This window comes from Lysinibacillus sp. fkY74-1 (genome assembly GCF_053165895.1).
The window spans coordinates 4,169,094-4,183,336 of the sequence record NZ_CP170173.1 but is presented as its reverse complement, the minus strand read 5'-3'; the positions used below and the strand labels follow the sequence as shown (position 1 = coordinate 4,183,336).

12 protein-coding genes are annotated in these 14,243 nt (G+C 36.8%); 7 read left to right on the top strand and 5 right to left on the bottom strand.

Annotated features, from left to right (window positions below; all coding sequences use genetic code 11):
* The first annotated feature begins 21 nt into the window (after window positions 1–21).
* On the top strand, window positions 22–831 hold the full coding sequence (gene zupT, locus ACE1MS_RS20675; RefSeq protein ID WP_036162366.1) for a zinc transporter ZupT: 810 nt from the start codon (window positions 22–24) through the stop codon (window positions 829–831).
* Window positions 832–885: 54 nt separating this feature from the next.
* Here the strand turns inward: zupT and ACE1MS_RS20670 are convergent, their stop codons facing one another.
* The 3 genes from ACE1MS_RS20670 to thrC all read right to left on the bottom strand — a co-directional run bounded on the left by ACE1MS_RS20670 (window position 886) and on the right by thrC (window position 3,650).
* Entirely contained in the window at window positions 886–1,572 is a 687-nt protein-coding gene (locus tag ACE1MS_RS20670; RefSeq protein WP_031416525.1) for an MtnX-like HAD-IB family phosphatase, read from the bottom strand.
* Window positions 1,573–1,686: 114 nt separating this feature from the next.
* Complete coding sequence (thrB, locus tag ACE1MS_RS20665; protein ID WP_012295829.1) at window positions 1,687–2,601, bottom strand: homoserine kinase; 915 nt, start codon at window positions 2,599–2,601, stop codon at window positions 1,687–1,689.
* The gene (thrC, locus tag ACE1MS_RS20660) at window positions 2,598–3,650 is read right to left on the bottom strand and encodes a threonine synthase (RefSeq protein WP_031416520.1); all 1,053 of its coding nucleotides are present in this window, start codon (window positions 3,648–3,650) and stop codon (window positions 2,598–2,600) included. Before thrC ends, thrB begins: the two co-directional genes overlap by 4 nt.
* A 204-nt stretch (window positions 3,651–3,854) precedes the next feature.
* Between thrC and ACE1MS_RS20655 the strand changes: the two genes are divergently transcribed.
* Both ACE1MS_RS20655 and ACE1MS_RS20650 read left to right on the top strand, forming a co-directional pair.
* Entirely contained in the window at window positions 3,855–5,084 is a 1,230-nt protein-coding gene (locus ACE1MS_RS20655; protein ID WP_031416519.1) for an MFS transporter, read from the top strand.
* Window positions 5,085–5,401: 317 nt separating this feature from the next.
* Window positions 5,402–6,268 carry a MurR/RpiR family transcriptional regulator gene (locus tag ACE1MS_RS20650; RefSeq protein WP_031416518.1) on the top strand — a complete coding sequence of 289 codons (867 nt, stop codon included), beginning with the start codon at window positions 5,402–5,404 and terminating at the stop codon, window positions 6,266–6,268.
* A 103-nt stretch (window positions 6,269–6,371) separates the two neighbouring features.
* Here the strand turns inward: ACE1MS_RS20650 and ACE1MS_RS20645 are convergent, their stop codons facing one another.
* The gene (locus tag ACE1MS_RS20645) at window positions 6,372–7,175 is read right to left on the bottom strand and encodes a GNAT family N-acetyltransferase (protein ID WP_031416517.1); all 804 of its coding nucleotides are present in this window, start codon (window positions 7,173–7,175) and stop codon (window positions 6,372–6,374) included.
* Between the two features lie 395 nt (window positions 7,176–7,570).
* On the opposite strand from ACE1MS_RS20645, the gene ACE1MS_RS20640 reads away from it, so the two are divergent.
* Window positions 7,571–8,497 (top strand): manganese-dependent inorganic pyrophosphatase, encoded by a 927-nt coding sequence (locus ACE1MS_RS20640; RefSeq protein WP_447402588.1) that lies wholly within the window; start codon window positions 7,571–7,573, stop codon window positions 8,495–8,497.
* Window positions 8,498–8,532: 35 nt separating this feature from the next.
* Here ACE1MS_RS20640 and ACE1MS_RS20635 read toward each other — a convergent pair whose 3' ends face one another.
* The gene (locus ACE1MS_RS20635; protein ID WP_099805353.1) at window positions 8,533–9,912 is read right to left on the bottom strand and encodes an FAD-dependent oxidoreductase; all 1,380 of its coding nucleotides are present in this window, start codon (window positions 9,910–9,912) and stop codon (window positions 8,533–8,535) included.
* A gap of 125 nt (window positions 9,913–10,037) precedes the next feature.
* On the opposite strand from ACE1MS_RS20635, the gene ACE1MS_RS20630 reads away from it, so the two are divergent.
* The 3 genes from ACE1MS_RS20630 (at window position 10,038) to ACE1MS_RS20620 (ending at window position 14,231) form a co-directional block, all read left to right on the top strand.
* Complete coding sequence (locus ACE1MS_RS20630) at window positions 10,038–10,745, top strand: DsbA family oxidoreductase (RefSeq protein WP_031416513.1); 708 nt, start codon at window positions 10,038–10,040, stop codon at window positions 10,743–10,745.
* A 194-nt stretch (window positions 10,746–10,939) separates the two neighbouring features.
* A complete protein-coding gene (locus ACE1MS_RS20625; RefSeq protein ID WP_012295821.1) occupies window positions 10,940–11,566 on the top strand; it encodes an FMN-dependent NADH-azoreductase in 627 nt (208 codons plus the stop codon).
* 304 nt (window positions 11,567–11,870) lie between these two features.
* Window positions 11,871–14,231 (top strand): bifunctional 2',3'-cyclic-nucleotide 2'-phosphodiesterase/3'-nucleotidase, encoded by a 2,361-nt coding sequence (locus tag ACE1MS_RS20620; RefSeq protein WP_200990695.1) that lies wholly within the window; start codon window positions 11,871–11,873, stop codon window positions 14,229–14,231.
* The last annotated feature ends 12 nt before the right edge of the window (window positions 14,232–14,243 follow it).

The window sequence follows — 14,243 nt, the reverse complement described above, 5'->3', positions numbered from 1 at the left end:
AAAGGGAAAAGGAAGAAGGGTATGGACGGAAACGTTTTACTAGCATTTGGACTGACTCTATTTGCAGGGCTTGCAACTGGAGTAGGTAGTTTAATAGCTTTTTTTACATCAAGAACAAATACAAAATTTCTATCGCTAGCATTGGGTTTTTCAGCAGGCGTTATGATTTATGTCTCACTTGTTGAGATTTTCGTTAAGGCTAAAGATGCTTTAACGAATGCATTAGGTAATACGAATGGTTATTGGATGACAATTGCCGGATTTTTCGGTGGTATGTTATTCATTGCCTTAATCGATAAATTCATTCCAAAATCAACAAATCCTCATGAAGTAAAGCTAGTAGAAGATGTGAATGCAATAAAGCCACAGGTGAATGAAGATCATTTGATGAAGATGGGTATTTTTACAGCTCTGGCTATTGGAATCCATAACTTTCCTGAGGGTATCGCTACGTTTATGTCAGCTATTAACGATCCCAATGTAGGAATTGCCATTGCCATAGCAGTAGCGATTCATAATATTCCTGAGGGGATAGCAGTGTCTGTTCCAATTTTCTTTGCAACGGGCAACCGTCGAAAGGCTTTTAAATTATCATTTTTATCAGGGTTAGCAGAGCCAGTTGGTGCATTAGTTGCCTTCTTGCTGCTTATGCCATTTTTAACAGACGTTATGTTTGGCATCATTTTTGCTGGAGTTGCAGGTATAATGGTCTTTATTTCATTGGACGAATTATTACCGGCAGCGCAGAGGTATGATGAAACCCATTTATCAATGTATGGCTTGGTAGGGGGAATGGCTGTCATGGCCATCAGCCTAGTATTATTAGTATAAGTCAATATGAAAAGGGAGCCATTTATAAAATGGTTCCCTTTTTTTAGGCATGCATTAAGTTGTTGGTACAGCATGGTTGGTTTCCATAAGTTCTTGCACAATTTTTAGACAGTCATGGAATGTGATAAATGGTTTATATGAAACATGAAGCTCTTCACAGCGCTGAATGAGATGGTCTCTAGCCAGAACAATATCAGCTTGTTTAGCAGCTTCAAAATCTGAAAGAGAATCACCGATAACAATTTTAAAATGCTCTTCTTTTGCGACTTTCCGCATAACGCTAGGCTTACAGCAGCCGCATCCTTGAGTACTATATTTTGCACATTCCTCATCACAGCTATTTGAATAAATTAGTTTAATTTGTTCACCAGAAAAATCCGCTTTATTGCAGTAGATACCTGAGAAAGGGCCGTATTTTTCTACTAAAGGCTCAATAAAAAAATCGACTCCTCCACTTACAATATAAAACGGAATGTCATGATTTTGAGCATATCGAACAAAATCTTCGAATCCTTCACGTATGACGGCTGTATCCATAAGATATTGAATGACTTCATCTTTTTGTTCAGTAGAAAGTAAATGAAACATAGCAGAGAGTCCATCTTTAAATGAAATTGTTTGCTCCATCATAGCTTTCGCAATCTTCTCAGATTCTTGCGGAACAAATTCTGTCATCAGGGAAAAAATATTATCAGTTTCTGTTATCGTGCCATCGAAATCACAGAATATAATTGGCTTCAAGATAGTTCCTCCTTAGAAAAGCGCGTATCTCAATAATAGGTGTTTCAGGTCATACCCTATACTTCTATAATATTAGTTTTATCCTCCCTTGCTTTCAAGAAAAAACGCCTACTATTAAAGTAGACGTTTCATATATTCACGTACTTGTATACCTTGCTCATCAGCTTTTGTTACAATCACTTGATGTTCAGGAAATTGTTTTTTCATAGTTTGAACAAAATCACCAGCAATAGTAGAAGGAATAATAGAAATCAATGTAGGACCAGCCCCGCTTAAAGCAGTCCCGTAAGCACCATTCTTCTTAGCGGCTGTACGAATTTCACTATACTCGGGAATTAACTTTGCACGAAACGGTTCATGAAATAAATCTTCTTCCATATAACGACCCGCACGCTGGAAATCACGTGCCATTAGTGAAGCAGCTAGCATATTAGCATTTGCTGAAGCATGAACAGCATAAGCTCTGTCAAATTGCTCTGGTAATACAGATCGAGATTCGCTCGTTTTTAATTCAACATTCGGTATATATACCACAAAGGAAGCATCAATTTTATTGATATGGAAAGTATCAACATTTCCTTTTTCATCCATAGATGAAATGGTTAACCCCCCTAAGACTGACGCGGTTGCGTTATCTGGGTGTCCTTCAATTTGAGATGATAAGTTGAGTTTATCTTGTACCGATAAGCCAAGCCCACATACTTGATTGGCTAGTTCAATACCTGCAACTATCACAGCCGCACTGCTTCCAAGCCCACGTGCTAATGGTAGCTCACTAGCCATTTCCACACGACATGCAGGTAATTGTTGCCCATATTGCTCAGCAACTTTTTTTGCAATGACGTATAGTAAATGTTCTTCAAGCTCAAACTCTTTAGGACCGTTATCATCAAGATGGATGATAGCCCATGTATCCTGTAAAGTAACTGTTAATTGTAAGTATAGAGACAAGCCGAGTCCTATGGAATCAAAGCCAGGCCCTAGATTGGCTGTGCTTCCTGGAACTGAGATTTGCCACGTTTTATTCATAGTATTCCCTCGATATATTCTCGAATTTCATTTTCATCATTTTTAAGGGATACTACTTCTACTGTGGATACATCCATGGCTGTATCAGGATCTTTTAGTCCATTACCTGTGAAGATTGTCACTACTTTTGAACCCATTGGAATTTTCCCGCTTTCCACCGATTTAATAACACCTGCTAATGATGCAGCAGACCCTGGTTCAACGAAAATACCTTCTGTATTTGCGATTAACTTATAAGCTGCAATAATTTCTTGATCCGTTACGGAGTCAATTATACCTCCAGATTCATCTCGAGCTGCTTCTGCCAATTTCCAGCTAGCTGGATTACCAATTCGAATAGCAGTGGCAACTGTCTCTGGATTGGCAATAGGCTCTCCTTTGACGATTGCTGCTGCACCTTCAGCTTCAAAGCCATACATCTTGGGTAGACCAGAATCTTTAGCAGCATGATATTCTTTAAAGCCCTTCCAGTAAGCAGTAATATTCCCTGCATTTCCAACTGGGATGCATAGATAATCAGGAGCTGAGCCTAAGGCATCTACAATCTCAAATGATGCAGTTTTTTGACCTTCAATGCGGTATGGATTGACGGAGTTGACAAGAGCGACAGGAGTTGTTTCACTTACTTGGCGAACAATACTTAAAGCATCATCAAAGTTACCGTCAATCTCAATGATTTTTGCACCATACATAGTTGCTTGTGCAAGCTTACCAAGGGCAACTTTTCCTTTAGGAATTACAACGATGGATTGAATACCAGCTCTTGTAGCATAAGCAGCTGCAGCAGCAGATGTATTTCCTGTTGAGGCACAAATAACACATTTACTACCATCTTCAATAGCTTTGGCCACTGCAAATACCATACCACGGTCTTTAAAAGAGCCGGTTGGGTTTGCACCCTCAATTTTACCGTAAAGCTCAATGCCTAATTTCTTGGATAAATTCACTAAATGTATAAGAGGCGTATTGCCTTCGTTTAAAGTTAATGCAGGTGTATTTTCTGTTACAGGTAAAAATTGTTTATATTCTTCAATAAGGCCTTTCCACATAAAGATATGATCTCCTTTTGTTCTCATAGAAAGAACAGTTGTTTTTGTATAAAAGACATTTTAACGCAAATCACACTATTATTTCAATAGCATTTCATAAATTGTCGAAACAATTCGGTAATTTGAATTTTGCTTGTCACTTTCTTGAAACAACTGTATAGTAATCTTGTAATGTAAAGTCAAGTGTAAAGACAGGTGGTTGAAATGACGACAAATACTGTAGGAACAAATAAATCGAAGCAAACAATTTCTAGAAATAGACTGTTGGGTATTGCGGGTATTGGGTGGCTTTTTGATGCAATGGATGTTGGGATATTATCGTTTGTCATTGCAGCATTGGCAGCAGATTGGGGACTGACACCAAGTCAATCTGGTTGGATTGGTAGTATTAATTCAATTGGAATGGCTGTAGGAGCCCTTGTATTTGGTGTTTTTGCCGACAAGGTAGGGCGAAAGCAAATTTTTATGTGGACACTTGTCCTATTTTCCATTGCGAGCGGTTTGTCTGCTTTTACGACTACATTAACAGCATTTTTAATGCTACGATTTTTAGTAGGAATGGGCCTGGGCGGAGAATTACCTGTTGCATCCACATTAGTGTCTGAAAGTGTGGCAGCAAAAGAAAGAGGGCGCGTAGTTGTTTTATTGGAAAGCTTTTGGGCAGCGGGATGGCTAATTGCCGCATTAATATCCTATTTTGTTATTCCAACGTGGGGATGGCGAGTAGCGTTAGTCTTAACAGCACTCCCTGCATTTTATGCTATTTATCTTCGATGGCATCTCCCAGATTCACCGCAGTTTATGGTGAAAAAAGAGGCCAAAGCGCGTAGTATCCTTCAAAATATAAAAGAAGTTTGGTCAAAAAAATATGCACGTTCCACATTGATGCTTTGGGTGCTGTGGTTTACAGTTGTATTTTCGTATTACGGTATGTTCCTATGGCTTCCAAGTGTCATGGTTGGTAAGGGCTTTGATATGATTACAAGTTTTAAGTACGTTCTCATTATGACATTAGCTCAATTACCTGGTTATTTTACTGCCGCATGGTTTATTGAAAAATTTGGGCGGAAATTTGTGCTTGTTTCCTATCTAATTGGTACAGCAGTGAGTGCTTTCATTTTTGGGAATGCTGATACACTTGTCGTACTAGTATTATCTGGCATGTTTTTATCTTTCTTTAACTTAGGTGCATGGGGGGCGTTATATGCTTATACACCTGAGCAATACCCTTCTATTATTCGTGGTACTGGTGCAGGAATGGCAGCTGCTGCAGGGCGAATTGGTGGGATTTTTGGGCCCTTACTAGTAGGTTCTTTATTAACAGCTGGCTATGATATAGGCTTCATTTTTGCCATTTTCTGTGGAGCAATAATTATAGGTGTTGTGGGCGTCATATTTCTTGGGAAGGAAACCAAGCAGCTAGAATTAGAATAATAAATAAAATAATGTCCTGGATAAGAGTAATCGATCCAGGACATTTTTGTCTTTATTCGCTAGTGTAATACATAATAATTAGGAATTATTAATTTTTATTCAAAGCAATTAATAATTTTGATAAAATGAGAAGTCATCATTGAAAAGGAAAAAAGTATAAAAAATCGACATATTAGCAGGTTAATGCGCTGAAGATTTTTCAGAAAAGTCATTGTATTCAAATTGCAATCGTGATACTGTATTTTTAATCGAATTTTGAGTAAGTAGGAAACAATCTCCCATTCGTGATAAGGTCATTGAAAGAAAGGTTGTTAGGAATGAGCATTCGTGAGGATATAAAGAAAAGGTTTGTAAGACTCTCAAAGGGGCAGCGTAAAGTAGCACAATTTGTAATGGATAATCCCAATACAGTGATTGCTAATGGAGCAGCAGAAGTAGGCAGACTGGCTAATGTAAGTGAATCAACGGTTATTCGCTTTTGCTATGCCATGGATTTATCGGGATATGTGGAGCTGCAAGAAGAAATAAGAGGCTATATTATGTCCCAAGATGTAGGAACAAATCTACAATCTACCTATACGGGTAATAAGCTAGTTAATTCTAGCTTTGGGAAGGTAATGCAGCGGGATAGCCGAAACATTCAGGAAACAATTCAATTAATTAATGATCAGCAAATTCAAACAAGTTCAAAATGGATGCATGAAGCAGAAAATATCTACATTCTAGGGACTCGTGAGGCTGTATCTATAGCAAATTGGTTATCCAACACATTAAAAACACTACGTTCTAATATTAAGCAGCTTCGAATAGATTCGGATGAAATTATGAATCAAATTAATAACATGGGAGAGCGTACAACATTAATAGTTTTATCGTTTGATCAACAGTTAAAGGATATTCAAACGATTGTTGAAATTGCAAAGATGAAGAAAGTAAAAATTATTGCGATTACCGGAACTGCATTTTCACCGGTTCGTGAATATGCTAATATTTTGTTTGCACTTGGAACCAACAAGCATTCCTCGTTAGATATAGTGCCCGTTTTGTTTTCTTTCTTACACGCTTTATTAGAGGAAATGATTAACCAAGACAAGGGGCAGTATGAAAAATATCAAAAATCCAATGAGCAAGTAGATAGTAATATATTATTCCTGAATGCTGCTAGAGAGAAAAAGGTATTTTAATGTTTGCATAGAAAAGTATTATTTTACTTTTCTATGCGTTTTTTTATAGGGAACATATATAAAAAGATGTCCAAATACGCTTTAGACATCTAGGTAAAGTGAATTATAAAATTTTACTCAAGTTGTACTCGTTAATGTAAGTATCATTTAATTTAATAGCATTTTGTCGAATGCCCTCTTGTTTAAATCCTAATTTTGTAAAGAGATGTAAAGCAACATTGTTATGTTCCATGACTGATAATTCTAAACGAGATATGTCACGTTGTTTTGACCAACCTTCCACAGCCTTCATTAGGGCGGAGCCGATGCCTTTTTGTTGGTACTCTTCCTTCACAGCTAAGCGAACAGAGGCAACATGTCTAGCTTTCGTTTGTTTATACCCATGTATAACTGCATAGCCTGCAAAAATACCATTTAATACGCAAAGTAATATAGTACGATTTTTAAGCTGCTTCCAATAGGTTAAATTTTTACGAAGTTGTTGGACAGTTAGATCTAATTCATTTTGAACATTGTACATGAAGTCGGTTTGTTGAAAAATTTCCTCCTGTAAAAGAATAAATGATCTAGCATCAGATGCTTCAATCCCTCGAATTATGTATGCAGAAGGGTCCTCTTCCCTTTTTGAAAGATTGTTTTCAGTTGTCTTTGTTTGCGTGCATGAGAAAGTTACACTAGTACCTAGTCTAATATCAATGACATGATAACCTGCATTTGTCCATGACAAATAGTGCGATAGAGGGGGCTTTGTTTTTTTCCACCAGCTCTTATTTAAGTAGGCGGCATTCGGTAAGGCTTGTCCCATAATGTTTTCTAATTCACTAAAGGATAAAGTGATTTCTTGTTGTAAAGCTACTTCAAAATAATTAGCTAAAGGAATGTACTTTTTTTCCATCTTCTTTGTCATTGTAATCCCCATTTCCTAAAATCCAAAAATATAGACTATCTGATAATAGCATAAAATTATGCTTACATAAATATGAAAATACGACTAAATATCTATATAAAATAAATAATATTAGAAAAAGATGCACTTTTACTATAGAATGTTAAAAAAAGGATGGTAAAAAAAGAAAATAGAAATGAAGAGGGTAGGTGTACAAAATATATGTATATGACAGCTTGAAGGTCTTATATACTTAATTCATATTTGTAAAGTTGGTTATTGGTAGTGGAAAATTATTATTGTATATTAAATGAAAGAGCTTAGTTTACTTAATGTTTCAATTTATCATTTGTTAGTCCATAAGATATGATAAAATAAAAGATAAATGTAAGGTCATTTTAGGAGGAATAAATTCAATGAGTAAAGTATTAGTTTTTGGACATAAAAACCCAGATACAGACACGATCACATCTGCAATCGTATATGCTTATTTAAAACAACAAATTGGAGAAGAAGCAGAGGCAGTACGTCTAGGAGATGTTAATAATGAAACTCAATTTGCTTTAGATAAATTTGGCTTTGAAGCGCCACGTTTAATCTCTTCTGTTGTTGATGAAGCGGACAAAGTTATTCTAGTAGACCACAATGAATTCCAACAATCGGCTGACGGTATTGAGGAAGTGCAAATTGCAGAGGTAATTGATCACCACCGCATCGCCAACTTCCAAACAGCTGATCCACTATATTATCGTGCAGAACCAGTAGGCTGTACGGCTACTATTCTTAAGAAAATTTTTAACGAAAACGGTTTAGACATACCTGCGAACATTGCTGGTTTAATGTTATCTGCAATTGTTTCAGATACATTATTATTCAAATCACCGACTTGCACAGAGCAAGATGTAAAAGCGGGCGAAGAGCTAGCTAAAATTGCTAATGTGGATTTTGCAGAATATGGTTTAGCTATGCTAAAAGCAGGTGCAGACCTATCTGATAAATCTTTAGAGGATTTATTATCATTAGATGCTAAGGAATTCCAATTTGGTGAGTACAAATCTGTTGTTGCACAGGTTAATGCTGTGGATATTAATGATGTACTTAATCGTCAAGAGGAATTAGAGATTTTATTAAATAAAAATGTTGCTGAAAATGGTTTAGATTTATTCTTCTTCGTTGTGACAGATATTTTAAACAACGATTCTACAGCTGTAGCAATTGGACAAGTAGCACAAGCTGCAGCAAAAGGATTCAGTGCTGAGCTTATCAACAACCGTGTTGTGTTACCAGGTGTTGTTTCTCGTAAAAAACAAATTGTGCCAGTATTAACAGAAGCTCTAAAATAATTTAAAAGAGGCTGTCTATGAGGACAGCCTCTTTTTTAATCTAGTTTCAAAGGTTGTACGGCAGGTCCTTCTAGTACTTCTCCTTGAGCGTTGAAGCGGGAGCCATGGCAAGGACAATCCCAAGTTTCATCAGCCTCATTCCATTTCGTCTTACAGCCTAAGTGCGTGCATGTTGGGGCACTGGCATGTCTCATATACCCAGTAATAAACTCTTTTGCGACAAAGCCGCCAACTTTAAGCATTTGCATAAATTGTGCACCGAATTTTGTACGTGAGGGTGAATAGAGTGCAATGGCACCATCTTCACTTCTCGATCCAGTGATTAGGCTGGATAAAATGTCACCAGCAACAAAGGAATTAGAAATGCCCCACTTTCTATAGCCAGTAGCAATGAATACGTTCGGCAATGAGTTTGTAATTCTTCCTACATAAGGAACGATGTCAGGAGTCTCGATATCCTGAGCTGACCATCGATAAATGGGCTCTTGCTCAAAATGTTCTTTCATTTCATTTGAAATGGCATCATAGTAGGGTTCTGTATTGACTGTTTCCCCAGCGATATGATTCGCTCCACCAAGTACTAAAAAATGCTCGTTCTTAATTGTAGCTGTGCGAATGGAACGGGATGGGAAATCAACGGATAAATATTGACCCTGCATAGTTTCAGAAATTTTACTAGCCACCATATAAGAACGACTATTTGATAGTTTGAACAGCTTTAGTCCCTTAAAAGCCTCAATGGGATAATGTGAGCACAAAATAAGCTTCTTATATTGAACCGACATGTTCTTTTCGGTATGTAAGTTATTTTGAGCTATGTTTAATTGTTGAACCCGTGTATTTGTATAAAGCTTTGCCCCCATCGCCTGTGCTTCTTTGGCAAGAAAATTACTTACCTCTACAGGGTTTATTTGAGCTTGCTGGGACATGCATAAGGCCTTTTTAATGGGGAAGGGAAGCTCCGTTTCTGTGGTGATTTTTGATTGGATATTTAAAACTTTATAAGCATTCCATTCTTTTAATAATTGCGCATACCCATCCTTTGTTTGAGCATACAATAGTGAATCTACTTGCTTAACACTGCCTTTTGGAAGTAATTGTGTTACCTTTTCAATGGCTTGTTGATTGAGTTGGTAGTAAAGCTGTGCTTCATCAACAGATAGTTTTTCTAAAAGGTTTGCATAAACGATATTATGCTGGGCAGTTAATTTACCTGTGGAGTGGCCCGTGGTACCATGACCAAAATGGGTGTTCGCCTCAAGTAAAAGGACATCAACACCTGCTTTTGCCAAGACATAGGCTGTATAAAGACCGGTTAAGCCTCCTCCGACTATACATACATCACAAGTTGTCGATGAAGTAAGTGAAGATAGTGAGACAGATTCGGACGTAGCGAGCCAAAGAGATTGAGTCATAGATAAACCTCACAATGTTTTTATGTTCAGTATGTAGATGTACTGGTGAATTTATGCAATGAAGCATAAAAATTGCCTTGTTATTTAGTCTATCGCTACAATGTAGCAAAAGGAGAGTGTAAGTAATGAAAATTGAAATTTGGTCTGACTATGTATGTCCGTTTTGTTATATTGGTAAAAAACAATTAGAGCAAGCTATTGAAGATACTGGCCTTGGTGGGCAAGTGGAGCTGGTTTATAAAAGTTATCAACTTGATCCAAATACCCCAGTAGATTCGAATATTACGGTGTATGAATCATTAGCAAAAAAATATGGCATGTCTTTAGAAAAGGCCAAAGAAATGACATTGGGCGTTACTGCGCGTGCGAAAGAAGTAGGATTAAACTATGATTTTAGCAATCTAATGGAGGAGAATACGTTAAAGGCACATCGACTTGTTAAATGGGCAGAGCAGCAGGGAGATGTTACGGCATTAGTGGAAGCACTATTGCATAGTCATTTTATTGAAGGAAAACGTATTGGACAAGAGGAAGTATTATTAGATATAGCAGAACAAGTAGGGTTACAACGCGAGCAAGTGGCTAAAATTCTTGCTGTGGATGAATTTAAAAATGAGGTAGAAGCGGATATTCAAGAAGGGTTGCAGCTTGGAGTTCGTGGGGTTCCATTCTTTGTCTTAAACCGCAAATATGGTATTTCTGGAGCACAGCCACAAGAAGTATTCGAAGATACATTACGTAAAGTGGCTGAGGAAGAGGGCTTACAACCTGGTCTGAAAATGGCTGGTACAGGTAACGCTGGTGTTTGTACAGATGATAACTGTAAATTATAGCGCTAAAATACTATTATGACTGAGGGGCTTGACATATCAAGCCTCTCTTATTCTTTTAGTGAAAAATCTTATCTAATATTTCAGTCAAAAGTCTGAGGAAAGTATCGTTGACTTTTTAAAAGAATTTTTTTAAGATAAGTATATATCTTGAATTCGAGATAATAGACTATGTGATTTAAGGGAGATTTTATATAATGAACGTTTTAGTAGTAAAAGCAAACAACCGTCCAGACGGTATTTCAACAAAAATGTACGATACATTTATGGAAAACGTACAAGGTGTAAACGTTACAACTTTTGACGTATTTGCAGAAGATATGCCATACTTTGGGCAAGATCTTTTCAATGCGTTTGGTAAAGTACAAAATGGTGGAGAGTTAACAGACATCGAATCACGTCTTTTAGCTGCTAAACAAAAAGCGATGGATGCATTAACAGCAGCTGATTTAGTCGTATTTGCGTTCCCACTTTGGAATTTAACTATTCCAGCACCTTTACAAACATTTATTGACTATGTATACCAAGCAGGTTTCACATTCAAATACGGTGAAGATGGCCAAATGGTTAGCCTAATGACTGATAAAAAAGCGATTATCTTAAATGCTCGTGGTGGCTACTACTCACTACCAGAAACACAGCCTATGGAAATGTCCGTAAACTACATTAAAAATGTAGCAGGCGGTGTATTCGGTATGGAAATTATCGAAGAAGTAATTATTGAAGGTCACAATGCATCACCTGATAAAGCACAAGAAATTATTGCAAATGGCCTAGAAGAAGTGAAAAAAGTAGCTCAATCACTTCAAGCGGTAAACGCGTAAAAAATATTTTTTAATAAAAGACCTTTCAAATTTGAGAGGTCTTTTTTTATTTTGTGAACAGAGGTATGGTGTGGCACTGAGGTCGGATATATTGGTATTAACTATATATTCGGAATTTACATTTCCTAACATTCTATTGGATGTGCGAAAATAAAAATGATAGAAAAATGCGATTTTATAGGAAAGTAATAATCCATTCTTTTAAAAATACATATAATTAGGACTAATTATTCAGTAAAAAACACAGTTAGTTTAATATAATAGTATTTGTAGGAAAATACTAGATGAATAAGGAGGTTGTTGTATGAACAAGAAATTAATAACTAAATTCTTAGCCATCCTACTAGTTTTATTCGCGTTGATACCATTTGGATGGACTGCTAATGCTGCTTCCAATGAAGTTACACGCGCTGATTATGTAAAAGAATTAGTAGAAAGCTTAGATGTCGAGATAGGTGATGGTTCTTCCCTTACTTTTACTGATGTCTCTAAGGATTTAGCGCCATATGTAGAAAAAGCTGTACAGTTAAAACTTATAAAAGGAAAAACGGCAACTACATTTGGTCCAAACGATAAATTAACACGTCAACAAGCATTTGTTATATCTGCTCGTGGACTTGTTAGTGAAAATGCTTCCCTTACGGTCTTAGATCAATTTAAGGATGCTGATCAAATTGCTGAAGCTTATAAACAAGATTTAGCTAATGCTGTTGTAGCAAATATTCTTCAAGCGTTCGAGGATAATACGATTCGTCCTCGTGACTATGTAACACATGAGCAAATGGGAAGTATTGTGGAGCGCTTTGTAGCTGAATACAAGGCACCATCTCATGGAGTCTCAGTAGATCTTCAAATTTTAGGAACTACAGATATTCATACAAATTTAGCTAATTATAATTACTATTTAGATGCTCCGTCATCTGAGGTAGGTTTAGCTAATACAGCTACATTAATTGAACAAGCTCGTGCGAAAAATCCTAACACACTATTATTCGATAATGGGGATTTAATTCAAGGTACGCCACTTGGCTCTTATAAAGCGTTAGAAAGTGTATTAAAACCAGGGGAAGTACACCCAGCTATTGCAGCGCTTAACGCTTTAAAATACGATGGCGGAACTTTAGGGAATCATGAATTCAACTATGGTCTAGACTTCTTAGATGAAGTATTAAATGATGCAAAATATCCAGTCGTAAATGCTAATACTTACGATGCCAAAACAAAAAAGCGTATGTTTACACCTTATGTCATTCTTGATAAAGAAGTAGTGGACAATGCAGGTAAGAAACATACACTGAAAGTTGGTGTGACTGGAATTGTACCAACGAAAATTGTTGAATGGGATGCCATTCATTTAGCTGGTAAAGTTAACATGCAAGAGCCTGTTGAAGCCGTAAAAGAAGTAGTACCTGAAATGCAGAAGGCTGGAGCAGACGTAATAGTTGTTCTTTCCCATTCAGGTATTGGTGAGGATACTTATGTGAAAGGCGCTGAAAATGTTGGTTATCAACTAGCTGGAATTGATGGAATTGATGCTTTGATTACAGGGCACTCTCACTTAACATTCCCAGGTGACTACAAAGATTTGAAAGATGTAGATCAAGAGAAGGGAACTATTCATGGTGTTCCAACTGTTATGGCAGGTAGCTATGGTAGCCATCTTGGTGTCATTGACCTAAAAATTGAACAACAAGGATCAGAGTGGGTTGTAGTTGATGGTAGTGGGTCATTACAATCAATCAAGCAAGAAGGTTTACAACCTTCCACTACGGTGTTAAAGGCTGTGAAACAAGCACATGAAGGCACTTTAACATATATTCGTCAGCCTGTTGGTGAAACAACTGCGCCAATCCATAGTTATTTCTCAATGGTGCAAGATGATTCTTCTATTCAAATCGTAACACAAGCACAAAAATGGTTTATTGAACAAGAATTAAAGGGAACGAAGGATGAGAAAACGCCGCTTCTTTCTGCTGGGGCTCCTTTTAAAGCGGGTTCACGAAATAATCCATTAGATTATACAAACATTCCAGTTGGTCCACTTGCCATTAAAAATATGGCGGATATTTATCATTACGATAATACTGTAGCAACCATTAAAGTGACAGGTGCACAAGCAGTAGAGTGGTTAGAGATGGCTGCAGGTATTTTTGCAACAATTGATCCGAATAAGTCAGAAGAGCAAAATATCATTGATCCAGAAGCACGCTCTTATAATTTTGATGTGTTAGATGGCTTAACCTATCAAATTGATGTAACATCTCCATCTAAATATGACCGTCGTGGTAATCTTGTTGATGAAAAGGCAAACCGTATTAAAAATGTACAGTATAATGGTAAACCAATTGATTTAAATCAAGAATTTATTATCATTACAAATAATTACCGTGTTGGTGGTTCGTATGGAGCGACATTTAAAAATACGGACGGCTCCAATATAACAAACTATGCTTATGAAAATCGTCAAGCTGTAGTTGATTATATTATGGCAAATAAAACAATTAACCCTGCTGCGGATAATAACTGGTCATTTGTACCATTCCCAGCTAAGACAAAAGTTGTTTATCTATCTGCAAAAGATGCACAAAAATTTATCTCAGCAAATAGTGGCATTGAATATTTAGAGGATACAGAGGCAGGATTTGCTAAATATTTAATTAAATAAAACAAAAAGAGA